At 40.2% G+C, this 24,137-nt stretch carries 22 protein-coding genes; 6 read left to right on the top strand and 16 right to left on the bottom strand.

Features of this window, described 5'->3' with window-relative positions:
- Window positions 1-11: 11 nt before the first annotated feature.
- The 5 genes from QWZ08_RS04225 to QWZ08_RS04205 form a co-directional block, all read right to left on the bottom strand.
- Complete coding sequence (locus QWZ08_RS04225) at window positions 12-1,427, bottom strand: Gfo/Idh/MocA family protein (protein WP_290335974.1); 1,416 nt, start codon at window positions 1,425-1,427, stop codon at window positions 12-14.
- Between the two features lie 69 nt (window positions 1,428-1,496).
- Window positions 1,497-1,814: a Dabb family protein gene (locus QWZ08_RS04220; RefSeq protein WP_290335973.1), complete on the bottom strand. Its 318-nt coding sequence runs from the start codon at window positions 1,812-1,814 to the stop codon at window positions 1,497-1,499.
- A 95-nt stretch (window positions 1,815-1,909) separates the two neighbouring features.
- Complete coding sequence (locus QWZ08_RS04215; RefSeq protein WP_290335972.1) at window positions 1,910-2,290, bottom strand: Dabb family protein; 381 nt, start codon at window positions 2,288-2,290, stop codon at window positions 1,910-1,912.
- A gap of 238 nt (window positions 2,291-2,528) precedes the next feature.
- On the bottom strand, window positions 2,529-2,843 hold the full coding sequence (locus QWZ08_RS04210; protein ID WP_290335971.1) for a rhodanese-like domain-containing protein: 315 nt from the start codon (window positions 2,841-2,843) through the stop codon (window positions 2,529-2,531).
- 163 nt (window positions 2,844-3,006) lie between these two features.
- Window positions 3,007-3,867: a cyanophycinase gene (locus tag QWZ08_RS04205; protein WP_290335970.1), complete on the bottom strand. Its 861-nt coding sequence runs from the start codon at window positions 3,865-3,867 to the stop codon at window positions 3,007-3,009.
- 133 nt (window positions 3,868-4,000) lie between these two features.
- On the opposite strand from QWZ08_RS04205, the gene QWZ08_RS04200 reads away from it, so the two are divergent.
- Both QWZ08_RS04200 and QWZ08_RS04195 read left to right on the top strand, forming a co-directional pair.
- Window positions 4,001-4,462 (top strand): VOC family protein, encoded by a 462-nt coding sequence (locus QWZ08_RS04200; RefSeq protein WP_290335969.1) that lies wholly within the window; start codon window positions 4,001-4,003, stop codon window positions 4,460-4,462.
- A 120-nt stretch (window positions 4,463-4,582) separates the two neighbouring features.
- Window positions 4,583-5,068 carry a universal stress protein gene (locus QWZ08_RS04195; protein ID WP_290335968.1) on the top strand — a complete coding sequence of 162 codons (486 nt, stop codon included), beginning with the start codon at window positions 4,583-4,585 and terminating at the stop codon, window positions 5,066-5,068.
- A gap of 295 nt (window positions 5,069-5,363) precedes the next feature.
- On the opposite strand, the gene QWZ08_RS04190 is transcribed toward QWZ08_RS04195, so the two are convergent.
- Window positions 5,364-5,579, bottom strand: a complete 216-nt coding sequence (locus QWZ08_RS04190; protein WP_290335967.1) for a hypothetical protein — start codon at window positions 5,577-5,579, stop codon at window positions 5,364-5,366.
- A gap of 434 nt (window positions 5,580-6,013) precedes the next feature.
- On the opposite strand from QWZ08_RS04190, the gene QWZ08_RS04185 reads away from it, so the two are divergent.
- Together QWZ08_RS04185 and QWZ08_RS04180 are read left to right on the top strand one after the other, a co-directional pair.
- Window positions 6,014-7,063, top strand: coding sequence for a sensor histidine kinase (locus QWZ08_RS04185; protein WP_290335966.1), 1,050 nt, complete (start codon window positions 6,014-6,016; stop codon window positions 7,061-7,063).
- On the top strand, window positions 7,060-7,761 hold the full coding sequence (locus tag QWZ08_RS04180) for a LytR/AlgR family response regulator transcription factor (protein WP_290335965.1): 702 nt from the start codon (window positions 7,060-7,062) through the stop codon (window positions 7,759-7,761). Before QWZ08_RS04185 ends, QWZ08_RS04180 begins: the two co-directional genes overlap by 4 nt.
- A gap of 75 nt (window positions 7,762-7,836) precedes the next feature.
- Here QWZ08_RS04180 and QWZ08_RS04175 read toward each other — a convergent pair whose 3' ends face one another.
- Window positions 7,837-11,586: a PKD domain-containing protein gene (locus QWZ08_RS04175; protein ID WP_290335963.1), complete on the bottom strand. Its 3,750-nt coding sequence runs from the start codon at window positions 11,584-11,586 to the stop codon at window positions 7,837-7,839.
- An 860-nt stretch (window positions 11,587-12,446) separates the two neighbouring features.
- Between QWZ08_RS04175 and QWZ08_RS04170 the strand changes: the two genes are divergently transcribed.
- Window positions 12,447-12,905: a NanQ anomerase/TabA/YiaL family protein gene (locus QWZ08_RS04170; RefSeq protein WP_290335962.1), complete on the top strand. Its 459-nt coding sequence runs from the start codon at window positions 12,447-12,449 to the stop codon at window positions 12,903-12,905.
- A gap of 35 nt (window positions 12,906-12,940) precedes the next feature.
- On the opposite strand, the gene uxaC is transcribed toward QWZ08_RS04170, so the two are convergent.
- The 6 genes from uxaC to QWZ08_RS04140 form a co-directional block, all read right to left on the bottom strand.
- Window positions 12,941-14,341 carry a glucuronate isomerase gene (gene uxaC, locus QWZ08_RS04165; RefSeq protein WP_290335961.1) on the bottom strand — a complete coding sequence of 467 codons (1,401 nt, stop codon included), beginning with the start codon at window positions 14,339-14,341 and terminating at the stop codon, window positions 12,941-12,943.
- 47 nt (window positions 14,342-14,388) lie between these two features.
- On the bottom strand, window positions 14,389-15,879 hold the full coding sequence (locus tag QWZ08_RS04160) for a tagaturonate reductase (RefSeq protein ID WP_290335960.1): 1,491 nt from the start codon (window positions 15,877-15,879) through the stop codon (window positions 14,389-14,391).
- 26 nt (window positions 15,880-15,905) lie between these two features.
- Window positions 15,906-16,586 carry an SGNH/GDSL hydrolase family protein gene (locus tag QWZ08_RS04155; protein ID WP_290335959.1) on the bottom strand — a complete coding sequence of 227 codons (681 nt, stop codon included), beginning with the start codon at window positions 16,584-16,586 and terminating at the stop codon, window positions 15,906-15,908.
- A 4-nt stretch (window positions 16,587-16,590) separates the two neighbouring features.
- On the bottom strand, window positions 16,591-17,484 hold the full coding sequence (locus tag QWZ08_RS04150) for a PfkB family carbohydrate kinase (RefSeq protein WP_290335958.1): 894 nt from the start codon (window positions 17,482-17,484) through the stop codon (window positions 16,591-16,593).
- A gap of 413 nt (window positions 17,485-17,897) precedes the next feature.
- Entirely contained in the window at window positions 17,898-18,683 is a 786-nt protein-coding gene (locus QWZ08_RS04145; protein ID WP_290335957.1) for a polyprenol monophosphomannose synthase, read from the bottom strand.
- Between the two features lie 78 nt (window positions 18,684-18,761).
- The gene (locus QWZ08_RS04140) at window positions 18,762-19,535 is read right to left on the bottom strand and encodes a 3'-5' exonuclease (protein WP_290335956.1); all 774 of its coding nucleotides are present in this window, start codon (window positions 19,533-19,535) and stop codon (window positions 18,762-18,764) included.
- A gap of 318 nt (window positions 19,536-19,853) precedes the next feature.
- Between QWZ08_RS04140 and ytxJ the strand changes: the two genes are divergently transcribed.
- Window positions 19,854-20,186: a bacillithiol system redox-active protein YtxJ gene (ytxJ, locus tag QWZ08_RS04135; protein ID WP_290335955.1), complete on the top strand. Its 333-nt coding sequence runs from the start codon at window positions 19,854-19,856 to the stop codon at window positions 20,184-20,186.
- A gap of 8 nt (window positions 20,187-20,194) precedes the next feature.
- On the opposite strand, the gene QWZ08_RS04130 is transcribed toward ytxJ, so the two are convergent.
- From QWZ08_RS04130 to QWZ08_RS04120, 3 genes are all read right to left on the bottom strand, one after another.
- Window positions 20,195-21,664 carry a YiiX/YebB-like N1pC/P60 family cysteine hydrolase gene (locus QWZ08_RS04130; RefSeq protein WP_290335954.1) on the bottom strand — a complete coding sequence of 490 codons (1,470 nt, stop codon included), beginning with the start codon at window positions 21,662-21,664 and terminating at the stop codon, window positions 20,195-20,197.
- A gap of 29 nt (window positions 21,665-21,693) precedes the next feature.
- Complete coding sequence (gene thrC, locus QWZ08_RS04125; RefSeq protein WP_290335953.1) at window positions 21,694-22,992, bottom strand: threonine synthase; 1,299 nt, start codon at window positions 22,990-22,992, stop codon at window positions 21,694-21,696.
- Window positions 22,993-23,114: 122 nt separating this feature from the next.
- Window positions 23,115-24,107: a homoserine kinase gene (locus tag QWZ08_RS04120; RefSeq protein ID WP_290335952.1), complete on the bottom strand. Its 993-nt coding sequence runs from the start codon at window positions 24,105-24,107 to the stop codon at window positions 23,115-23,117.
- Window positions 24,108-24,137: the final 30 nt, after the last annotated feature.

The raw sequence follows: 24,137 nt of genomic DNA, 5'->3' as shown, positions 1-24,137 counted from the left end.
TTTTTTTACTGCTACAATTCAAACTTATAACCATCTCTGTAAGTTCTTCTTACAAACTGGTTGGCAGGGTCATAGTTGGTGATCTTCATATTTTCTGCATCCCACAACAACTTCTTTCTTCCCGGGAAATTTTTTCCTTCTTTAATATTCCAGGAACGCAATGCAAGGTTACCCATTAAGATGGATTCTGTTAACGGTCCGGCGTAGTCGAAGGAAGAGCTGAGTTCATTTTTACCATAACCTGCAATGCATGCATTTACCCATTGAATATAATGACCTTCGGGAACCCTTTTGGTTACCTGGGGAACATTTACTTCTTTAGAACGTTCAGTTGGCAATAATATGGCGTTGTTACCATACGTGCCACACATCATTTTACCTTTTGTACCGGTAATGATAGCTCCCCCACCATCATCGCCCATTAATTCGTTTGGCAATAATTCTTCCGGCCGGTCCGGCAACAGTCCGCCATCTACCCAATGCAGTATACAATCCGGCTTTCCATTCTTACCAGGAAATTTTAATTTTAGTGAAGATGCTGCAGGGAAACTATCAGGATGATAAGCTGGGTTCCACATTTGTTCATATAAATCTACGGCGCTGCATTCAACTTCCGAAGGATAACCAAGACCCGTAGTTTTAAAAGCAGGATCAATTATATGACATCCCATATCTCCCAAAGACCCCGTGCCAAAGCTCGGGTAGCCACGCCAGTTAAAAGGCACAAACCCTTTGTGGTATTCTTCCCAGGCGGTTGGCCCCAGCCATAAATTCCAGTCTAATTCCGGCGGCACTTCTTCTTTGCCGGTCGGCTTGCCAAAGCCCTGCGGCCATACAGGCCTGTTCGTCCAGCAACGGATATCAATAGCATCGCCAATCAAGCCAGCTTTATACCAGTCCTGCATTTTTTTAACGCCATCAAATGAAGCGCCCTGGTTGCCCATTTGAGTTACTACCTTATATTTTTTTGCAGCCTGGGTTAAAATTCTTGCTTCATAAATATCATGTGTCATAGGTTTCTGCACGTACACATGTTTACCCATTTGCATGGCGGCAAGCGCTGCTACAGCATGGGTATGATCAGGCGTTGAAACAGACACAGCGTCAATATTTTTTCCTTCCTTTGCCAGCATCTCCCGAAAGTCTTTATAGTACTTGGCATTGGGAAAGCGTTTTCTCGAATTGGCAGCCGAGCGGTCGTCTACATCGCACAAAACGATTACATTGGCTGCCGGACTTTTTGAAAATTCTGATAAGTCGCTTGCTCCCTTACCACCAGCCCCAATACCTGCAATATTTAATTTATCGCTGGGCGCTATAAAGCCCTTGCCCAGTACGTGGCGGGGAACAATAAAGAATCCCGTAGCTGCAACAGAAACATTTTTAATAAACTTTCTGCGTGAATTTTGATCTTGTTTCTTTTTCATACTTTTTTATTAATGTGGCAATTTTATCGTTTTAAATTATATGATGCATTGATCATTTTACAACCTTTTTCATACTCCCACAGTATCGTATACCACTACTTTACTCCACAGATGCTTGCAGGTTGCAACAAAGTTTAAATGGACCGGATCTGTCTGGTAAACATCCTGGTCTTCTTTGTTTTTAAAAAGCAACAACCACGATACACTGTAGCTGGTATCAATCACATCACGGCTGGTGGCAGCCGGCACACCGATATGGAAAGCCTGTATGGTGGAGGCTGCTGATAATTTTTTCAATCCTTCAATCAACCCGTTGCGGTCTTGTTGATTTTCGGGGTTATTCAGCCAAAAATAAACATGGTGAATAAAAACATTTTTTTCAAACATGGAGTAGCATTTTTTGAGAGAATTATTACATGTAAAATAATGAAAAATACATTGGCAAACTGTTATTGACCGGGTTACTTTAGCAATGGAGTAACTTATTTTTTTGCCCAGTAATCCAGCACAATCGCTTTATCAAGGTACGGTTTTAGAATGGTTACAAAGGCAAGATGTGCAGGGTGCACGAGGTAATCATCCCTATCCTTTTCGCTGGCAAAGGTTACAAAAAAACAGTGGGTTAAGCCTTCGTTTAATTTTTCAGGACTATTGTTGGTTCCCCACTCTACATCCTTGATCAGGCTGATCTTTCCTTTTAAAGCCATAAAAGCATCTTCAACAGATTTAATGCCTTCAGCAGATGCATCGTCTTTAAATTTAAACATTACCACATGGCGCAGTAGTTTGGCAGGTGTTTTTTGTGCAGAAACGGCGGCAATGGTAAGGCAGCCAAATATGGCTAGTGCAATCATTTTTTTCATACTTAAATTTTTTCTTTAAAATTAGGTGAAATAAAAATGCAGGCAGCATTTTAAGTAACGGATGTATCATACAAAAAATAGGATTCGAAACTATTGCAAATGGCGTGGATTAAATATAGCCTGCCAGGTAAATTTCGATCTTATTGTTGCCACACAAAAAAGCCAGGTAAAATACCGGGCTGCAATAAAGCTATCTCCAATAAAAATGTCTTGTTAATAAAAGCTATCAACATTGCGGCTACAATTTATTTTGTAAGCTACTCCATCCACCTCCATTGAATACTGCTGTGTAACCCTTTGACGCCAGCAGGGCTTTTGCTGAAGAACTGCGCATCCCTGAAGCGCAACAGGTGATGATGGTCGCGTTTTTATCTTTTAGTTTGTTAAGATTATTATTAAGCTGATCAAGAGGTATATTCAGCGATCCCCTGATATGGCCGCCTGCATATTCGCCTTTGCTGCGCACATCAATTATAATGGCTCCCTGCTTTACCAACTGGCTATAATCTGTTGCAGGCCCGATTCCGAATAGTTTTTTAATTGCACTGATCATTTGTATATTTTTTAGCTGTGTAATTTCAATCACCTTAATTAAACTGGTTTTGAAAAACGAAATTACCTCCTGTTAAAAATCCGGATGGTTACAAATGTTACAAAGCAAAAAATATATAGATTGAATGTTTATTTGAAAAAATGCTGGTGCAACGGCACATTTTTTAATGGAGATTTATAAAAAATACATCCCCGGTTGTGTATATACTCAATTGCAACGATTTCATTTTTATCAGCCCTGAGGGTGTAATTTGAAGTCCCCGGGGCTTTTGCATCAACACTACCTGGCTTTCGCCCGTAACCGTTATTCTATTGCCCTCTACTATGATGGCCGTGGCTTCATCAATGCCAATGCAGGCATATGAGGGAAGGCTTGCCATGGCCGACAGCAGGCGGTTATAGCGGCTCCTGACAATAAAATGCTGATCTATCACGGCGTTATTTAATAGTCCCAAACCTTTTGCTATATGGATATTATTGGCATGAATTTTTTTAAACGTTGCATTGTAGATGGTATCTGTCAATTCTTTTCCGGTGATCATCTTTTCGCACATTACAGCAGCTCCGGCACTGGTGCCCGCAATAGTGCTTCCATTGTTGAATGCCGCATGAATGGCATGGTATACCGGAGTGTTTAAAACGACAGCCATAAACCGCTCCTGGTCGCCGCCGGTTATAAAAATCAGGCGGGCATGCTTCACTGAATCCAGCCAGTTTTTATCATTCACTTTATCGCTGGTAAAATTTAAATTAGCAACTGGTGCGTTACATACTGGCTGAAAGTCTTCTTTAAAATAATAAAAGGAAGTATCCGGTTCGCTGGCTGACATAGGCAACACCACCACATAATCTTTAGGCCCGAGAGCAGCCGTGGCTAGCATTTTTTTCATTAACTGCGGAGACCTGTTTCCGCCACCTATTATAAATAATTTACCTGCAGGTAAATTTTGGGGGGCTTGTGCTGGCGCAGAAAGCAGGATACTCTCAAAGCATATCAACAGGAATAAAAAAAAAGTGTATTTCATAAAGTGAAAATAGGAAATTTTAAAAGAGCAGGTTTTCTCCGTCGCAAGCAACTCAATTATTGTTCGGTTTAAAATTTGCTCATTATTTTTTCCCTGCTTCACAAAAGCCGCTTTCTTTTATTAACTTGTAGCCATGAAAAAAATACTGTTAACGGGCTTGCCACTGGCCATTTTAATTTGCGGGTTTAGTTTAAAAAAACTGCTTCCCAAAAAAGATACCATACTAAATCACATCGCACTTCATGTATCTGACTTGCAAAAAAGTACTTTGTTTTATGAAAATATTTTAGCGCTGGATTCCGTGCCGGAACCTTTTCACGATGGTAAACATACCTGGCTAAAAGTGAGCGATAAAGCCAATCTTCACCTGATAAGCGGTGCGGAAAAAGGAGTTCCCCGTGATAAGTTTAGTCATTTATGCCTTAGTGTCCCATCCTTAAGTGAATTCATAACAAAGCTTAACCAGGAGCATATTCCATATGAAGACTGGCTGGGTGCAAAAATTGCTGTTACCACCAGGGTGGATGGAATTAAGCAGGTATATTTTCAGGATCCGGATGGCTATTGGATAGAAGTAAACGATGATCATAAGTGATAGTCCGGAAGACTACAAATGTGTTTTAAAAGCAGCCTTTAATTGATTGGCACTTTTATTGAAATTGTTTTCATCTGTTACCAGAAAAAAATTAATTTACCTAACCTAAAAAATATACGCATGAAAAAGATACTCATTGCATTGGATTACGAACCTTCTGCAGAAATGATTGCAGAGACAGGATATAAAATTGCAACAGCATTGAATGCCGAAATAACATTACTGCATGTTATCGCTGAGCCTGCCTACTACTCTTCTTTGGATTATTCTCCTATTATGGGATATAGTGGATTCATGGATACAATTGATCCTGCTTTAACAGATACCGTTAAAGATGATATAAAAAAAATGGCACAGGAGTTCCTGGAAAATTCAAAAAAACACCTGGGTAATGACAGTATTAAAACGATAGTAACTGAAGGAAGTTTTGCGCATAGTATTGTAGATGCGTCTGAAGGTGGTATGGCCGATTTAATTGTAATGGGATCTCACAACCGACGCGGACTGGATAAGTTGCTGATGGAAAACGTAGCAGAAAAAGTAATTCATCTGAGCAAAATTCCCGTGCTTGTTATACCTATAAAAGATGGCGAGAAAAACGGATAATGAGAATAAATAAGGTTGAATAAAAAGTGGTCGCATGCACTTTAGACCAAATAAATACTTCCCGGATGAACAATCTTTTTAAAGCTCTTATTGCAGGCTATGGTGCAAAAAATTAGGCGGGGGATGCGTAAGTACAGTTATCATTTTTATGGTTATCTGGCGGGCACTTGGACACTGTAGTTAGAAATCACAGCTACTCATTACAACGGTTATACTCAAATGCTTTTGGAGCATATGCTGCCAGAGAAATAATAAGAAGTGCCCATATGCTGGAAAGCACTACCTGTTTCTGTAATTAATTGTTGTTGGCTTTCTTCATTTCAAGCTGGTGGGCATCAAGCGTGGATGCATTACCAAAATTTGTCTTCACATTTTTTATATCGTCTTCCGTAATAGTATCGTTGATATCAGAAATATGCTTGCTAATCTTCCGTTTCGTCACTACATCAGAAAATATTTCCTGCCTGTAATATTCAGCTGTAAAAAGTTCGTATTTGTCTTTTGGTAGCATGGCAATTTTTTTACAAAGCTAAACACAACAACCCGTCCAACAATCTACCTGTTACCAACATTCAAAATTGGTAACATTAAATTAATATTGCGTTTTAATTTTAAAAATGTACATTAAGATTTCAGCGTATGATTATTGAGTTTAAATGCTGGAATACAATACTGGCCTGCATTTCTCTGATTTTACAAAAAATGACCCGGTTGTATTTAAAAGATGGTATAAAAAGGAGGGAAATAAAAAAATAATGGTGGTGCTGCGATTACCCGGTTAAGTTTTTTAAATGCTTCCAAAAAACGCAACGGTAATTCCTGATTTGGGGTGATAATCGCCCAAAATGGTGTTTTTTTTAGCATTTTGGTATCTGAAAATGCCTGCTTCGTCGCAATATTTGCCGGATGGCATTTTATGTTGTAATGTATTGCTAATTTGCCTGTATGAAAAAGCCATGGTACGCAAAAAAATGGATTACCTTTCTGTTGCATGCAACAGCCTGGATTCTATTATTTTCTTTACCTTATTTGTTAAGGCCTCAAAATCCCAATGAACCAGTACGTCCAAAATCGCCCAGCGAGACCATCAGCAACATCATTTGGTTTACGGGTGATGTATTGCTGATAGGCTTTTTTTACCTGAACGCCCTTTTAATAATACCCCGCTTATTCTACAAAAAAAAATACACGCTGTATACCCTCGCAATTTTTGGAAGCTTTACAATGTATGTGATGCTGCTGTGGTTATTAAAGGTTTTTTTCACACCTGCAGATAAAACTTTCGAATTTAGAAAACACGTCTTCTTTTCTACATTCATTTTCTTGTTTATACTGGCCTGCAGTATTGCCTACAAAACTATCAGGGACAGAATAATTGCGGATAACCTGGCGAAGGAAAAAGAAAATGAATATTTAAAAACAGAACTATCGCTTTTACGCTCGCAGGTAAGCCCCCATTTTATGTTTAACGTATTGAACAACATGGTGGCACTGGCACGCAAACAATCTGATCTGCTGGAACCGTCCCTTATTAAATTGTCTTCATTAATGCGGTACATGTTGTATGAAACAGATGAAGAAAAAGTGTCGCTCGAAAAAGAAACAGAATACCTGCAAAGTTATATCGACCTTCAAAGGCAACGTTTTAGCAAGAAGGTTGTGATTAATGTAAATATGCAGACTACGGATAAATTGTATGATATTGAACCGATGCTGCTGATCCCCTTTGTTGAGAACGCATTTAAACACGGTACCGGTATGATTGAACAGGCACAGATAGACATTGACCTTAAGGCAGAAAATAACACACTACAGTTTACAGTAGCCAATAAATACGATCCTTCATCGGTGGAAGTAAAAGATAAGGCCAGTGGTATTGGTTTAACAAATGTTCAAAGAAGACTGGACTTATTATATCCCAATCATCATACCTTGCAAATTGTGAAAGAGAATGGGAAATTTATTGTTTCATTACAAATAAATCTTGCTGTATGATTCGTTGCATTGCCATAGATGATGAGCCATTAGCACTGGAATTACTTACTGATAATATCAGCAAAGTGCCTTACCTGCAACTGGTAGCGGCCTGCGATAATGCGATGGAAGCAATGTCCATCATGGAGCAGCAAACAGTTGACCTTATTTTTTTAGATATTCAAATGCCGGGGCTTACCGGACTACAGTTTATACAAAGCATGACGGTAAAGCCCATGATTATTTTAATTACAGCTTACGAAAAATTTGCGCTGCAGGGCTTTGAGCTGAATGTAACAGATTACCTGGTAAAGCCTGTTTCTCTGGACCGTTTTGTAAACGCCTGCAATAAAGCGAGGGAATTATTTTATTTAAGAGTGCAACCCAAAGTTGCTTCCGGGGCAGGGTATTTCTTTGTAAATGTCGACTACAGTTTGGTGAAAGTAGTTACTGCTGATATTATATATATCGAAGGCTTAAAAGACTATATAAAAATTCACCTGAAAAGTACGCAAAGGCCCCTCGTTACAAGAATGCCGATGAAAACTATCGAAGAGCAGTTATCTCCTGAATCTTTTATCCGCATCCACAAATCATACATCGTTTCAATTGCATTTATTACTTCTGTTCGAAAATCAAGCGTTTTTATTGACTCCCTGGAATTGCCTGTAAGCGATAATTACCGTGATGGAATTGCAACCCTGACTGGGAAATTATAAAATTTTCTATTTAAAAAAGGCGACATTCTTCAATTGAATGCCGCCTTTTTAATTTCTAAGTTACCTGATACTACATCACCTGGCCTTTATAACTTTTACGTTTAAGGGTTGGTCATTTTCAATAATGAGATTAACAATGTAAAACCCATCCAGCAAATCAGTCATATCCAGTTTTAAAATTGAATTATTACCAGCGCTCACAAACTGCTTTCTTGACATTACCTTACCACTGCCGTTGATAACCGAAACCATTATTTTGGTTCCATCTTTTGCAGCCGTTTTGAGATCAAGGTTGGCGATATCTTTTACCGGGTTTGGATAAACACTGAGCGAAGAACCACGGTGTAAAAATGGATCTTCCGCTACTGTTATGCTGATGGTATCTTTTGCAACGCCGCCGGCATTATCCGTAACAGTCAGTTCGAAAGTATAATTGCCTTTCGTTAAATTCTTAACCAGGCAGGCAGCCGCATTACCGTTTTCTATTATTGCAACAGAACCTGTTATTTGTGTCCATGAATAGCTGGTAACAATCGCATTTACTACGGATACATTGGCAAATAACGACACAGTATCTCCTGGCAGTGTTACAGATTTGCTGGTGCCGGCGCTGGCGCTGGCAGCCAATGAATGCAATGCCGCATTCACTGTAATTTGTACCGTATCTCTTCCAGTAAGTCCTTTGTTGTCTTTTACAATTAATGCATACTTGTATATTCCTTTTACAAGGCTGGTTATTGCGGTTGAAGGTGCATTGGTTGTACCAATCAGCCCGCCTGTTGGTCCCGTTACTTTTACCCATTCGTAACTGCTGATGGTTCCATCGGTATCCGTTCCGCTGCCACCAAGTGCGACTGTGTTTGCAGGCAAGGTAATGGTTTTATCCGCACCGGCATTTGCAACAGGCGCCTTATTAGCAACCGGCGATGTAACAGCCGCTGCATTAACAATTACTTTAACTGAATCTTTTGAAACAGCACCTTTGTTGTCTGTTACTGTTAATACAAAATTATATGCACCTTGTACCAGGCTATTGATTGTTGTTGAAGCTGCGTTGCTTGTGGCAATCGTTCCGACCGCAGGGCCGGATATTTTTGCCCATGTATAACCCGCAATAGTTCCGTCGGCATCTGTTCCTATGCCTTTAAGTGTTACTGTATTTAAAGGCAGGACGATTGTTTTGTCTGCACCTGCATTGGCAACAGGCGCTTTGTTCACAACAAAAGTACTAACCACTACTTTAAGTGAATCTTTTGACTTTGCACCTTTATTATCAGTAACAGTCAGTTCAAAATTATATGTCCCTTGCACCAGATTACTTATTGAGGTGGCAGCCGCATTTGCAGTAGCTATTGTGCCGCCTGCCGGGCCGGATTTTTTTGTCCAAAGATAACTGCTGACAGCACCATCAGGGTCGGTTGCAGTGCCTGCGAGCGCTACAGTATTTGCCGGAAGCGTAATTGCTTTATCGGTACCGGCATTTACAACGGGTGCCTTGTTAGCAACAACTGCAACCGCAGTTGCCGTATTGACAACTACTTTAACGGTATCCCTTGCCGCGGCACCCTTGTTATCCGTTACCTTTAACTCAAAATTATACGTACCCCGCACCAGGTTGTTTAATACCGTCGATGCTGTATTGGCACTTACAATTGTTGTACCGGCTGGACCCGAAATTTTAGTCCACGTATAGTTGCTGATAGTACCATCAGCATCAGTGCCATTGCCGGAAAGTGTCAAAGTTGTAACTGGCAAAACGATAGATTTGTCTGCACCGGCATTGGCGACCGGTAAAATATTCCCTCCGGTCGCAGCGCCATTATCAAATAACAACATCGAGCCCCAGGCAGGAATAGTTGCTGAATTATTATAAACATTTCCCTGAGGATCTTTTTTACTCCGGTCAGCAAAATCATAAACAACAGGGTTGCTTGTAGCATTGTATTGAAACACATGTGGTGCTGTGCTTAACACAACGCTATGCGCATCTCCATTCACATAATTCTGCCATTGCGCCAAATTTTCAGCAGCCGGATCAACAAATGTACCACCGAAAGTTAAATGATAGTACCAGTCAAATGGAGCGCTTAAATCGCTTCTGTAATAGCTGCTGTCCCATGTACCAATTGCCTTTAAATCTGATTGAATATCTGTAACAACAGGGAGATTTAACTGGCCATTCCAATAAAAAAAGTTGCTTACCTCGGGATAATTAATATTGGCCATAAAGTTATTTCGCCTGCAGAGTGGCTGACTACCAATTCCGGGAAACCTGTTTATGTTTATGGCAACCGGAACATCGTAAAAAGTATTCCCTCTTAATAATATATCCTGCCCGGTATTCATCATATAACCACCACCATCAGCTTTTGAAACCGTATTATTTATAATGCTCACGTAGCTGCTTGCCCCATCCGTATATATACCCCAGGTCATGGCACTATTTTCCGGCCTTCCCTGTCTGGCCCCAATTCCATTTATGACAATATTGCCTTCAATAATCCTGTTTGCTTTTGTGTGATCTCCCCAGGTGTATATACCTCCCCCGTCATCGAGAATTGCACAGTAGTTGGTCACGTAGTTGTTTTTTACCATCACATTACTGCCATTAAAATAAATACCCGTATAGCCTGTTGAATCTACCCGGTTATTTTGAATTAAGGTATTATCGCCACTTGTCCAAATGCCCTTGTATGCATCTGCGCCATTTCCGCCCATCCCCTGCATCAGGCCTGTATTTTTTATATTATTGTTGGTAACCTTTGTTGGCGATGAAAATTCGCCCAGTTGCGCAATTGCCAGATCCAGAGTATTACTCACCGTGTTGTTGTCACATAAAGAATTTGCCACACTCCACATAACCACCCCACTACCGTTATTATTCAAATTGCAATGTTGAATGGTGATATTCTGCCCGTTGAAAGAAAAAAAAGCAATTTTGTTGGCGCCTTCAAGTGCTAGATTTTTTACTGTTATATTTGAATAATGCGGTGTCCCGGAAGTACCAAATCCTGCTTCCCCGCAGTTAAACAAAGTATCGATGGTGGCAGCTTTTATTTGCAAAGAAGATGGATCCACATTACCAAAATAAACCGACAAGTCTTTTGAAGATTGGTTAAAGTACCACTCACCAAAGCTATCCAGGGTTCTTATATCATTTTGGATAAAATATCCATAACCGGCTGATGTAAACCCATCTGTTAATGGACTATTTTGAAAATCTTTAGGCAATGTGAATGACAAAGTTCCTTCGGTATGATCTGTGATGGGGCAAACTTCAAAAACATAACTATACTTTCTTATGACAATATCTGCTCCCTTCCAATTATAGGGAGAGGTACTTAACTGGTTATCGGTAACCGAAGGTGTTCCACTATTCGTTCCTTCGTAAGATAAATACCCCCCATCCGTCACATTGTAATTTGGATAGCGCCCCATTCGCTGCATTTTATCGTTAATCGTGACGATTTTTAAACCATTGCTTCCCCGGGAAACATTTGTTTTCCAGATTCCGTTTCCCATATTTGTCCAGGAAGTTAAAGTTTCGAAGCCTGTTAGTACCGGCTTATTTCCGGTTCCATAAGCGTCAAAAGACATATTATTTGCTGGGACTTTTAGCGTGCCATAAAACACATCGCCTCGTTTAAATAAAATAACATCGCCTGCAGCGAAAGACGATTGGTTAACTTTAGCCAGCGATTGCCATGGTGTGTTTATTGTTAAACCATCGTTTGAGTCATCGCCTGACGCAGAAACGTAATAATTTTTAGCATTTGAAAACAGCGTACTAAATAACCAAAAAAGGAGTAATGAAATCTGTTTCATGTAAATTGGATTTGTATGGATATTGACTTAACTACGTGGCGCTTCTTTAGCGGAAGAGCAAGCGCTTTTCGCAATGGGACATTCAAAAATTCATAGAGAAATTGCCAGTCTACCAGCAATTTTGGGCAGCTTTTATCAGGTGCAACCAGAAGTACCGGATAATAATTGTTGCAATGAATGACTCATACTGCTTGGAGAAACGCAATCACCCTCCCTGGCCATATTAAACAGCAACCTGTAAGCTTTTTATAAAAGGAAGTAGTATCAATGCATCACTGCACAAATTTGACTAACAAACGTTCAGCATGGTCCATCGCAGAAATGCGTAAGCATACATCGCAACCAGTACTGTTAAACTACCTGCCGTCTGGCAAATCTTCTGGCTGACTCCGCTGGTAGGATCTGCAAATTTTTAAATAAATAAAATAACGTGAGATGATTGTTGGAAGAATGGTCATAGTTATTGGAATAAAAAATGAAAACTAAAAATACAACAATCGCTTTTGCAACAACCATACCATTCTATATTTTTAGCCGGTAAAAGTTTTTAAATCCCGCATACTTTTTTTCAAGAAAATTCGTGTTCCAGTTGAACAGCTACAAAAATCTCATATTCAATACAACATAGGCTGGCAGATAGTTTCAGGGCATAAAGGTAACAACGTAGGTAATCTGTACTGTAATTAAATGCATTGCCAAAACTTACTGTATATGCTCTTTTATTAATTTTTTTACACTAACTGACTAAGGTTAACAACATTCTTTACCTGTTTAAAATCATTGTACACGGATGATTTTTAAACCTTTTATACACTTTATTCACAAGAACATTGTTTCTTTGAAATCAAAAATAAACGCTCATGATAATTGACTCATTGACAGACGCAACTAAATATTTTTCTCTACACCCCTTTTTTGAAAAGGCATTTGCCTATATCAATAGTTCGGCACTTTCTATAATACCCGCCGGGAAATATATTGTTGATGGCGAGAATATTAAAGCAATTTTTTTCACTCAACCTGGCGTAAGCGAAGAAAAATCGATTGACGAATTTGAGTGCCATAATCAACACATCGACATCCAGGTTTGTATACGTGGAAAAGAAAAGTTCGGATGGAAACCCAGAGCCAGTTGTGTTAAACCAAAAGGAGCATACGATACCGAGAAAGATGTATTAATTTTTGAAGATAAGCCCGACATGTTTTTTGAATTGCATGCAGGCCAATTTGTTATTTTATTTCCTGAAGATGTTCATGCGCCAATGATTGCCGTGGACGATTTACCCATACAAAAAATGGTACTCAAAGTGAGGGTCTAAATATAATCTATTGAAAGCTTATTGCCTGATTTGTGTTACCATCCAAAATATGCCTTCGCATTATTGAAGCAGATGTCTTGTATTATTTTACCAGCCCAATTGGTATCATCAGGTAACTCTCCATTGTCAATTTCCTCACCAATGATATTACACAGCGTTCTTCTGAAATATTCATGGCGCGGATAACTCATAAAGCTGCGACTGTCTGTAAGCATGCCAATAAACTTACTCAGCAGGCCCATATTGCTCAGGGTTTCAAGCTGCTTTGTAATACCATCTTTCTGATCTAAAAACCACCAGGATGCGCCATATTGCATTTTTCCCGCCACACTTCCATCATTGAAATTGCCGGCCATGGTAGCCATTAATTCATTGTCGGCTGGATTTAAATTATACAGTATAGTTTTTGCCAGTTGATTAGTACTGTCAAGCTTATCCAGAAATTTGGATAACTGCTTTGCCTGCGAAAAATCACCAATGGAATCCCATCCGGTATCAGCACCAAGTTCTTTCAGCCTCCTTGAATTGTTATTACGCAAAGCCCCTACGTGGTATTGCTGCACCCAGTTTTTTTCATGATCCCATAATGCAAATTTTATCAGCATAGCTGATTTAAATTTTATGTTCTCCTGTTGCGAAATGGTTTCGTTTGAAGTGATTTTACGGAATATATTTTTTATTTCCGCTTCGTTGTAATCAACAGCATATAATTGTTCCAATCCATGATCGCTGATGGTACATCCCATTGTTGCAAAAAAGTCATGACGTGTTTTAAGGGCATGCAAATAATCATCCCAACTGGCAATTAATATTCCGGATACTTCCTGTAATTTGTTTACATAGTTGTTAAAGGACTCCACATCATCTACATTCATTGCTTTATCCGGCCTGAAGGCTGGAAGTACCTTTATTTCAAATTCATCGGCCCGTAATTTTTGATGATGTTCCAGGGTATCGGTGGGGTCGTCAGTTGTGCAAAGTACTTTCACATTCATTTTCAGCAACAAATTCCTTACAGAAAATGCAGGCGTTTTTAATTTGGCTGTGCATTCATCGTATATCGCCTTTGCGGTTGCCGGAGATAATATGGTATCGATGTTAAAATAGCGCTGCAGTTCCAGGTGGGTCCAGTGATACAGTGGGTTGCGCAATGTATAGGGAACAGTGGCTGCCCACTGCTCAAACTTTTCGTAGTCAGTAGCGTTGCCGGTAATGAATTTTTCATTTATCCCATTGGTACGCATTGCCCTCCACTTATAATGATCGCCGTACAACCAAAGCTGGGTAAGGTTTTCGAAGTTAATGTCATTGGCAATTTGTTCCGGTGAAAGATGATTGTGGTAATCAATAATGGGCATTTTTTTTGCAAAGTCGTGATACAGCCTTTGTGCAGTTGCATTTTTTAGCAAAAAATTGTCATCCATAAATTTTTTCATCCCACATTACTTTTCTGATTGTTATACAATGATTATCGTGCTTTGTGCTAAGCAATTACAGCCATGATTCCCTGCTGCATAATGGCTTTTAATTTAAAAGTAACATTTTCGGTAAAACCATCCAGTTGTGTAAGATCTGCACCCCATAAATTGATGTCAGATAAAGCAGCTTTTACTAAATTATCAGGGGTTAAATTATGCCACTGATCAAAGAACAAAGATGCCATCTCATCTTTAACAGGATAAGCCTTTCCTTTCAATTCTCCCCTATAATTATTGCCTTCTTTTTTTACCTCGTGCATAAATAGAAGCCAGGCAGCAAATCCAGTGGCTATATTTTCAGGCACTTTTTTGTATAGCTTGTAGTAGTACTGTAAAACAGGTACAACCCGCATTTTTAATTTGGCTGTATAATTTAAGGTAATGCTTATCCACTGATGTTCTATACTTGGGTTGCTGAACCGGTCCAACACTTTTACTGCAAATTCCTTTGCCTGCTTTTCTTCTACGTTGAATGGAATGGCAACTGCAATTTCCTCCAGCATAAGCTGTTTTATATATTGGCTCAGGATGGCATCATTCATTGCTTCCTTTACAGTGGTAAAACCGGCCAGGAATGCGACCCCGCAACTGAGTGTGTGTGTTCCGTTGAGTAAGCGCAGTTTCAATTCCTTAAAAACGGTGATGTCATCTGCAATTACAACGCCCGGATCTGCTGCTGCGAAAGACAATACCGACTTTACCTGCTCATTGCCTTCAATTGCCCACAGGCTATATACTTCGCTCATGATCAGCAGATCATCCTGGTATCCTAGTTCCTGCTCAAGCGCCGCTTTTTTGCCTGCATCCGGTAAGCCCGGTACAATTCTGTCAACCAGCGAATTGCAAAACTGGTTGCATGCCAGCAGCCAGTTAATAAATTTTTTATCCAATTCATTCCACTCTGCCAGTTCCTGAACAATGGCTTTTAATTTATTGCCATTATCTGAAATTAATTCTGTTGGTATAATCACAAAGCCGCTTTGCACACTTCCCCCGAATACTTTAAACCGTTCATATAAAAAGGCTAGTAATTTAGCAGGGTAAGATACAGGCGGATTTGAGCTGACAGGTTCTTTTACCAATTCAATACCTATTTCTGTTGTGTTTGAAATAATTACAGCAAGCTCCGGATTGGCGGCACACTCCAGCACCAACTGCCAGTCTGTTGCAGCGGACAATACCCTGTTTACAGAAGAACAAACCACGCTTTCCTGTATTGACTTTCCATCAGTAATGCCTCGCATGCACAATGTATACAACCCATCCTGCCTGTCAAACGCACCTGCATCACCGCCATCAGTCGATTTTACCACCACAATCCGGCCGTTGAATTTACCACAACGGTTAGCCTTGTCGATAAAATAATCAGGCAGTGCCCGCAATAATACGCCTGTACCAAATTGCAACACTTTTTCCGGTAAATTCAGCAGGGCTTCATCCGGCAATAATACTGCGTCCCCATTTATTTTTTTAAGATTTTCTTTTGATAGTAACATGCTGCATCCAATTAATGGCTGATAAATTATTTAATGATATTCTGCAACGCCTTCCACATTTCCATAGCCACAAATAAATTACCTTTTTCATTCAGGTGCACACGGTCTGATGTTAATATTCCTTTTTCCTGGTTGGAAGCGTTATTAACTTTGAGGTAATCAGCGAAAGCTTTATGCAAATCGCAAACCGGTAAAGAAAGGTCTTTTGCCATTGTACGGATAATGGTGCTGTATTGGTTCAAATCGCCGTCCTGCTGGTTGGAATTATCATTGCGCTCACCAATGACTGACGGCGTGCATAGAATAACTTTAATATTTTTCTCCTGCAATTTTTTGATGATGGCCCGATAGAACCGTTCAAATTTATCAGGGTCAGTGCCTGTGCCTGAGCTGGCTTTATGCCATACATCATTTATGCCCACATATATAACAACTACGTCAGGATTTTTTTTCAGCACATCCTCATCCATTCTCAAATACAGATCGTATACTTTATTACCACCTATGCCGGCACCGGCGAGTTCAATAGAATCAGGCAAATGCAATTGCTTTATTACGCTATCAAGCTTCGTAATATAACCTGTTGGCTGAACACCAGCCTGTGTAATTGAATCGCCAAAAAAAACTACCTTAATCTTTTTAGGAGGATTCGTAAAAGAGAGCCATGTCAAAGGCAATAACAATAACAACCTGGATAAGTATTTCATGTGTTTAATTTATAGTTGTGTTGTACGTTTTACTTTTTTCCATTTGAAGGAGCACTGCTTCTTTAGTACCTGTAAAAGGTCCCGAAGATTCAATTTTCAAACTGGCCATTGCTGCTCCAAATTCTCCTGCATCCTGTACAGAAGCTCCTTTTACACGCTGATATAAATAGCCGGCCATATAGGTATCTCCGCATCCTGTTGCATCAGTTTCTACTGCAGGTACAAAGGCCGGGATATCATAAAAAATATTGTTGGCATATACCAACGAACCTTTGCTGTTAAAGGTAATTACCACCTCCTTTACTCCCCATTCTGCAAGCATTTCAGCGCCTCTGCGCACACTGTTGGTTGCGGTGAGAACCTGTAGTTCTGATTCGTCAGCCTTAACGATTTCAACGTATTGCAAAGCTTCTTTTTTTTCTTCCCAGTCAACCGCCTGTACCTGTTTGTCTTCTACCTTGCGCAGGTATCCCTGCACATCCAGCGATATCCTGGCCCTGCCACCCAGTTCTTTTATTAATGCCAATGGTATATCATCCGCAAGCAACGGCCCAAGATGAAAAATGTCAGCATTAACATTTCTTAGCTCGTCAACCGAAAATGGATCTGCTGTTTGTAATACCCGCTGGGTGCGGTGGTCAAGACTGTCGGCATAATTATTTTCAAAATAAACAGTATGTTTACTGGGCAGCGCAATTACTTCTGTTCCCATGGCACGCAGCTCCTCAACAAAACGGATCTCGCTTGCTGCCAGGGCTGTAACCAGGCAATAATTCACATCCATGTTCCGCAGCGCATTGGAGAAATAAAATGATGTTCCCCCGGCCATATGCTTTTCGCCTCTATTCGTTATTACCTTATCCAGTGTAATGTGTCCTATGCAACAGATATCATACATGTATAGTGGTTTTAATTACTGCAATATTGATTGAAGGGCGTAAAAATAATTAAAACCAGCTATTAAAAGAGAAACAGTTTTTCCAAAGAATAGTTGACAGCAATGCAGGTGACACTGGCGTATAACTTAAGTATCCAACTCGTACCCAAAATTGTATAAGGACACATCTGAGCACTGAAAGAATGATCAGGCCTCACTCCGGAACTAGGGCCCAACCTGGTGACTTGAGCAGTACAAGAATATGATACAAAACGGCAACAATAACTTCTGTTAATTTGCAATGTAAATTTTAGGGGTGATTTTAAGACGGTAAGTGCGAAGTTTAAATATTTCAGACAAAGGATTTTGCCTTCAGAAAATGTATTTTTTTTGATGGACGCAAGTAAAAAAGAAGTGAGGGATTGATACTGAAACTATTCTCCTTCCAGTATTATTTCCTGGCGTTGAAAATTTACAGTATCACCGCTTTTTACATTGTTGCGATAGTTTTTAAAAAGGCTTAACCAGCGTAATTTAATTACACCAAAAACGCCTTCTTTAATGATGCCTTTGTTCATTTTACTATCGCCCAGCTTACGGTCTTTAAAAGTGATGGGCACTTCTTTAATGACAAATCCCAATTTCCAGGCGGCAAATTTCATTTCTATCTGGAAGGCATATCCTACAAAATGAATAGCTGATAAATTAATGGCTTCCAATACTTCCCGGCGGTAACAAACAAATCCGGCAGTTGGATCCATCACCGGCATCCAGGTGATTAGCCTTGTATATAAAGAAGCTCCCTTCGACAAGGCGATACGATTGGCCGGCCAGTTTTCAACAGCACCATTTTTTACGTATCTTGACCCTACTGCCACGCCAGCCCCACTTTTACAAGCTTCATATAAGCGCTGCAAATCTGCCGGGTTGTGAGAAAAGTCGGCGTCCATTTCAAAAATAAACTGGTAACCTTTTGCAAGCGCCCACCTGAACCCATGGATGTAGGCAGTACCCAAACCAGACTTCCCTTTGCGTTCTTCTAAAAATAATTGAGCCGGGTATTTTGAAAACAGTGTTTTTACAATTTCAGCGGTTCCATCAGGTGACCCATCGTCAATAATAAGCACATGAAACTGTTGCTGCAAAGCAAATACTGCCTCAATAATGGAGGCAATATTCTCTTTTTCGTTATAGGTTGGTATGATAACAAGTTTCTCCAAAGACTAAAATGGCATACTTTAAACGAAAGTACAATTTGTAAATAATATTTCCCATACCATTTTACGCGAACTTTCTAATTAGGTATTCTTTAACAGGGTTCTGTTCAAAATCTCGGTCAATTTCTGCTTGGTATGCAACGGAAAATCGCCCCGCATCATCCAATCGTAATATTGCGGTTCCGCTTTTAATACATCCATCACCGGGCGGCCCTTATGCTTTCCGAAATTAAAAACCTCCACGCCCTTATCATTAAATAAAAAGCGGCGGGCATAATCTACTATCTTTTCTTCCCCGATTGAACCTAAAATACTCTCCACTGAATTACCCAATTGCGGATAACGCTGTATCTGCGACAACAACACATCAATGGTTGCATTAACATCCGACTCGGCACTGTGCGCATCAACCAGTTCTTTCTCACAATAATATTTATAGGCTGCGGTTAAAGTACGGGGCTCCATGGTGTAAAAAATATGCTGAACATCCACCATCTTCCGGGTGCTGAGATCTACATCCATTCCTGCACGCAAAAACTCTTCCATCAGCATAGGGATATCAAAACGATTGCTGTTGTAACCTCCCAGGTCGCAGTTTTCTATAAACATTTTTAACTCATTTCCTGCCTGTTTAAAAGTCGGCGCATCTTTTACCATTTCATCTGTAATGCCATGTATGGCGGTAGTTACAGCCGGGATAGGCATTTGTGGATTGATTAATTTTCTTTTTACCACGCGGCTGCCATCAGGCAAAATTTTTATCATCGCAATTTCTACTATCCTGTCTGTTGACAGGTTTACACCGGTGGTTTCTAAATCTATAAAGGCTATTGGTCGGACTAATTGTAAAGACATTGGGGGAATTTTGTTGTTGTTTTAATTGGTTGTTGTTGAAAATAGTACTCCGAAAAGCATCCTTAAAAATGAAGTTTGAAATACTAAAGGCAAGTTAAGATTTAAATAGCAAAACCCTGCGCCTATGTTAATAATAGCCATTTTGTATCTTTGCGTTTTATTGATCTTATTCAATTTAAAAAACACATGAAGAAAATCATTTTAACTACGCTGGTAATTTTTACCATGTTAGCTGTTTTGACATCCTGTTATTCAAGCAGGAAAACCGGCTGCCCAATGACAGAAAAAATCATTCACTAAAAAGTACTCCTTAATTATATGAACTGGATTGAACTAAACGACGAAGCGCAATTAAGCGATATCAAAAACCTTTCAAATACCAAACCGCAACTTATTTTTAAACACAGCACACGTTGCTCTATCAGCAGCATGGCTAAAAGCCGTTTGGAAAGAGGATCAGCGCCTGCTGGGATTGATTTCTATTATCTTGATCTTATTAAACACAGAAATATTTCGCAAAAAATAGTGGATGTATTTGATGTGAGCCATGAATCGCCTCAGGTATTGCTGATAAAAAACAGTGAATGCGTGTACGATGAAAGTCACAGTGGTATCAGCATGGACGAAATTGCAGAACAAGCAGCAGCCTGAGAACTGCCTTATTGCTCTGCTGCAGCTTCCCTTGCCAGGTTTATCATTTGCCAGTAAGGTGGCAGGTAATGGTTGTCTTTTTTAAACTGGTCAATTTTAGCGACCGCTTTTGTTTTAAGTGCCTGGTACATGGCGACAAAATACTGATTTTTTAAAGCCCTTGTTGCGCTCATGCCTTCGGGTATAATACCCGGCTTTCTGAAATAATTTTTTGCCATACACCAGCCTTTTACTATCCGTACAAAAGGCAGTTGCCAGTGATTGTACTTAATTTGTTTTCCTTTATCCGCCTGCTCCAGCAACACATCCATTACTGCATTATCAATGTGATCTTTCAGCAAGGTTTCGGGATCCCGGTATTCTGCTACCACACCTAATTGCGGATCATATTCCAGGTCGCCCGGCATCTGCGTCACAAAATTTTCTACGCCAAATGCATTCAGCCAGTCAACAACTCCAGGTGATGAAATAGTGGACACACCCTGCCATAAATAAATGCCATTTTTACGATAGGCATACGAGGCCACCTCCGAACAAAACATAGCGGTACTATCGTAAAAATTCATTTTGAAATCGTAAGGAATATGCCGGCTGAGCGCCTCATCATACGCCAGCTTCGCTGCTTTCTGTGGTACCATTTTATCTTCCTGCAATTGGCGTAAATCAGCCCGGGGGCGCAATACCATGCAGCGCAGCTTTTTATCTTTTATATATTGTGCAAGTGAAGAAACAGCTACACCTTTTTCAATATGTGCCTCGATTAAAAAAGCATCTTCTTTTTCATTCACATAGATTAAAGCCACATGAGAAAAATTCGCCGGGTAATCATTGCCTCTTGAAATCAATGCCGATACTTCTGCACCTCCCCGTGACACCAGTAAATCGCCACTGTGAACAGTGATGCCAAATAATTTTGCAGCAGGTGTTGCCGAGACAACATCGGTTACATTAATGGCTGCGTCAAAAGGCACGGACGCAGTTTGCAATAACACTTCTTCTTCCGCTGCCCGCATACCATATAATAACTGGTATAAACTATTGCGTACAACAACATCATTTATATCCCAGTGCTGTGATTGCAACTTGACTTCCCGGCGAATTTTGCTGTACAATCGAATAAAGGAATCTCTTTGCTGTGGCTGTGCTGCAATCAATGGTGCAAGCGAAAAAAAATTATTTAAAAGAAGGGTGAAATTTGTATCTGCTGCAGCAATACCGGGCAACTTAATTTTATCAACTAATTCTTCACCTGATAAAAACAAAGCCTGGATATTAGAATCAACTTTTGATTTATTTTCCAGTTTGGCGGCTCTGAAATTATCTTCCAACTGGCTCCATAGTAAATCTTTATTCCATGTAAAAGCCTTGCTGGCTGCTGCATTGCCTCCTGCTTTGTCTGAATCAGGAATGAGCATTAAAAAATAGGCGAGCGCAACAACTCCCAAAAAATATAACAACCTCTTTTTTATTTTACTCATAGGGGCAGTTTTAGGCGGCAGTTTATTGATTACATAGCAAGTAAAAATGTTTTTAATAGCCCTGCATCGGCAGCCATTTTAGTGCTGTTTTTCTGCAGCAGTAATTGTTGCTGCACGGTTGGCGGTATGGGTACGGCTTCGCCGATTACAGGTTCCACCACATCATAAAATTTCACCGGGTGAGCTGTTTCTAAAACGATGCCTTTTTCGTCTGGGTTTTCTTTCAAATATTCCTGCAACGCCAGGTAACCTACTGCCCCATGCGGATCCAATAAATAGCCTTCTTCCTTATACACTTTCTGAAGCGTAGCTTTTGTTTCAGCATCTGAAATACTGCAGCTGCTGAAGTCTTTCTTCAGACTGGCAAACTGGTGATGAAAAATTTCGAGGATGCGGATGAAATTACTTGGGTTACCAACATCCATTGCATTGGAAATGGTTGCTATCGCTTTTTTAGGCGTATACTTTTCAGTTTCCATAAAATCGGGTACCACATCATTGGCATTGCAGGCTGCAATAAAATGCTTTACCGGCAATCCGGAAAAGTGGGCGAGGATACCTGCACAAATATTACCAAAATTACCACTCGGCACTGAAATTACCGGAGGGTTGTTTTTTTGAGCCCACTGTTTATAAGCAAAGAAATAATAGAATTGCTGCGGCAGCCATCTTGCAACATTGATGGAGTTGGCAGATGTCAGAAATAGCTGATTATTTAATGCTTCGTCTGTAAAAACCTGCTTTACCATCTGCTGGCAATCATCAAATGTACCATCCACCTCCAGTGCATGAATATTTTTACCCAGTGTAGTCAGTTGCTTTTCCTGAACAGAACTTACTTTACCCGATGGATATAATATCACCACTTCAACCCCATTTACGTCATAAAAACCATTGGCCACAGCCCCACCGGTATCCCCGGACGTTGCCACCAGCACGGTCACTTTTTTCCCAAGGTCTTTTACAAAATACCCCAGGCAACGGCTCATAAATCTGGCGCCGATATCTTTAAAAGCCAGTGTGGGACCGTGGTACAGTTCCAATGAAAAAATGGCCTCTGTAATCTTAACCAGTGGAATTTCAAAGTTCACAGTTTCGTTTACAATGCGCCGCAATTCAGTTTCTGGAATGGTATCGCCAACATATGGTTTTATGACCTGGTATGCAATCTCTTCGTTAGAGTAGTCGCCGATGTTGTCGATAAAGCCGGTGGGGAGTGGCGGTATTTGTTCCGGAAAATATAACCCCTTATCTGGCGCCTGCCCATTAATGGTCGCCTGTTTAAAATCTACTTTGGGAGATTGATGATTGGTACTATAGTATTGCATCTGGTGAGTGATGAATTATAAGTTATGAATTAGGAAATTTAAAGCCCCAAAACAAAAATTGATTAGCGCAAACAATTATTGATATGTGTATAAAATGGGTAACACCCAAACGGAATAAACTATTAATTGTCAATTACTGTAACGCCTGTTTGGTTAATTGTGGTAACATAAGTATGATAGGCCAATCCGATACGGTTGTAAATTTCCTTCATTACTCCTTCAACCGCAATCGCAGTTGGTTCATCTTTGCTTAGCATAAAAATGGAAGGACCTGAACCGGAAATGCCGCCACCTAAAGCTCCTGCTTCCTTGCATTTCAATTTAACTTCATCAAAACCAGGAATTAGAATGCTTCGCACAGGTTCTATGATTACATCTTCCAGTGAACGGCCGATCAACGCCAGGTCTTTTTGAATAAACCCTGCCACCAGGCCGGCTATATTTCCCCATTGCTTAATGGCATCTTTCAGCAATACTTCTTTACGTAAAATCTGGCGTGCGTCTGATGTACGCACTTCTATCTGCGGATGCACAATGGTCACATATAATTCAGGTGCAGGGATTGGCACAATGTCCAGCGGATGAATACTTCTGATAAGGGTTATTCCACCATAAATACAGGGCGCAATATTATCAGCATGTTTTACGCCGGAAGCTACTTTTTCACCAAACATGGCAAAACGCACCAGGTCTTGTTTAGAAAAAAAATCGCCTAATAAATAATTGGCACCTACCACTGCGCCTGCAGCGCTGGCAGCGCTTGAACCTATCCCGCTTCCGGGCTTTATTTTTTTATGAATAGTGACTTTAAAACCAATATTGCCAGGCAGTTCGCTGATCATTTCAACCAATGGTGCTCCTGCTGTATTCTGCGCCGGATCCAACGGCAGCGGATAGCCATCTGCGCTGACTATGACGATCTTTTTTTCTTCCAGTAATTCTATCTCCATCAAATCGTTTGGTTCATGCAGACACAATCCCAGCACATCAAAACCACAAACCAAATTTGCCACGGTGGCTGGCGCTAAAATCTTTACCAGCTTCCCTTTTGCACCAACAACAGGCGTATTATTTTTTTCGCCTTGCGCTAATATAGTGTGCTGATTTTCATTCATAAGTTCTTGCTATTTTACTTTCTTTCCAAC

This window comes from Ferruginibacter paludis (assembly GCF_030409685.1).
GTDB classification, from domain to species: Bacteria; Bacteroidota; Bacteroidia; order Chitinophagales; family Chitinophagaceae; genus Ferruginibacter; species Ferruginibacter paludis.
The sequence above is the reverse complement of the archived record's forward strand: the minus strand, read 5'-3'. Positions and strand labels throughout refer to the sequence as shown.

What these genes read in the sequence shown, in the direction of transcription:
- QWZ08_RS04155 (WP_290335959.1), bottom strand. Translation starts at nt 16,586, where the DNA reads ATGAAATACTTATCCAGGTTGTTATTGTTATTGCCTTTGACATGGCTC.
- QWZ08_RS04140 (WP_290335956.1), bottom strand. Translation starts at nt 19,535, where the DNA reads ATGTCTTTACAATTAGTCCGACCAATAGCCTTTATAGATTTAGAAACC.
- QWZ08_RS04195 (WP_290335968.1), top strand. Translation starts at nt 4,583, where the DNA reads ATGAAAAAGATACTCATTGCATTGGATTACGAACCTTCTGCAGAAATG.
- thrC (WP_290335953.1), bottom strand. Translation starts at nt 22,992, where the DNA reads ATGCAATACTATAGTACCAATCATCAATCTCCCAAAGTAGATTTTAAA.
- ytxJ (WP_290335955.1), top strand. Translation starts at nt 19,854, where the DNA reads ATGAACTGGATTGAACTAAACGACGAAGCGCAATTAAGCGATATCAAA.
- QWZ08_RS04210 (WP_290335971.1), bottom strand. Translation starts at nt 2,843, where the DNA reads ATGATCAGTGCAATTAAAAAACTATTCGGAATCGGGCCTGCAACAGAT.
- QWZ08_RS04130 (WP_290335954.1), bottom strand. Translation starts at nt 21,664, where the DNA reads ATGAGTAAAATAAAAAAGAGGTTGTTATATTTTTTGGGAGTTGTTGCG.
- QWZ08_RS04170 (WP_290335962.1), top strand. Translation starts at nt 12,447, where the DNA reads ATGATAATTGACTCATTGACAGACGCAACTAAATATTTTTCTCTACAC.
- QWZ08_RS04190 (WP_290335967.1), bottom strand. Translation starts at nt 5,579, where the DNA reads ATGCTACCAAAAGACAAATACGAACTTTTTACAGCTGAATATTACAGG.
- QWZ08_RS04215 (WP_290335972.1), bottom strand. Translation starts at nt 2,290, where the DNA reads ATGAAAAAAATGATTGCACTAGCCATATTTGGCTGCCTTACCATTGCC.
- QWZ08_RS04160 (WP_290335960.1), bottom strand. Translation starts at nt 15,879, where the DNA reads ATGTTACTATCAAAAGAAAATCTTAAAAAAATAAATGGGGACGCAGTA.
- QWZ08_RS04175 (WP_290335963.1), bottom strand. Translation starts at nt 11,586, where the DNA reads ATGAAACAGATTTCATTACTCCTTTTTTGGTTATTTAGTACGCTGTTT.
- QWZ08_RS04180 (WP_290335965.1), top strand. Translation starts at nt 7,060, where the DNA reads ATGATTCGTTGCATTGCCATAGATGATGAGCCATTAGCACTGGAATTA.
- QWZ08_RS04200 (WP_290335969.1), top strand. Translation starts at nt 4,001, where the DNA reads ATGAAAAAAATACTGTTAACGGGCTTGCCACTGGCCATTTTAATTTGC.
- QWZ08_RS04185 (WP_290335966.1), top strand. Translation starts at nt 6,014, where the DNA reads ATGAAAAAGCCATGGTACGCAAAAAAATGGATTACCTTTCTGTTGCAT.
- QWZ08_RS04205 (WP_290335970.1), bottom strand. Translation starts at nt 3,867, where the DNA reads ATGAAATACACTTTTTTTTTATTCCTGTTGATATGCTTTGAGAGTATC.
- QWZ08_RS04150 (WP_290335958.1), bottom strand. Translation starts at nt 17,484, where the DNA reads ATGTATGATATCTGTTGCATAGGACACATTACACTGGATAAGGTAATA.
- QWZ08_RS04220 (WP_290335973.1), bottom strand. Translation starts at nt 1,814, where the DNA reads ATGTTTGAAAAAAATGTTTTTATTCACCATGTTTATTTTTGGCTGAAT.
- QWZ08_RS04225 (WP_290335974.1), bottom strand. Translation starts at nt 1,427, where the DNA reads ATGAAAAAGAAACAAGATCAAAATTCACGCAGAAAGTTTATTAAAAAT.
- QWZ08_RS04120 (WP_290335952.1), bottom strand. Translation starts at nt 24,107, where the DNA reads ATGAATGAAAATCAGCACACTATATTAGCGCAAGGCGAAAAAAATAAT.
- uxaC (WP_290335961.1), bottom strand. Translation starts at nt 14,341, where the DNA reads ATGAAAAAATTTATGGATGACAATTTTTTGCTAAAAAATGCAACTGCA.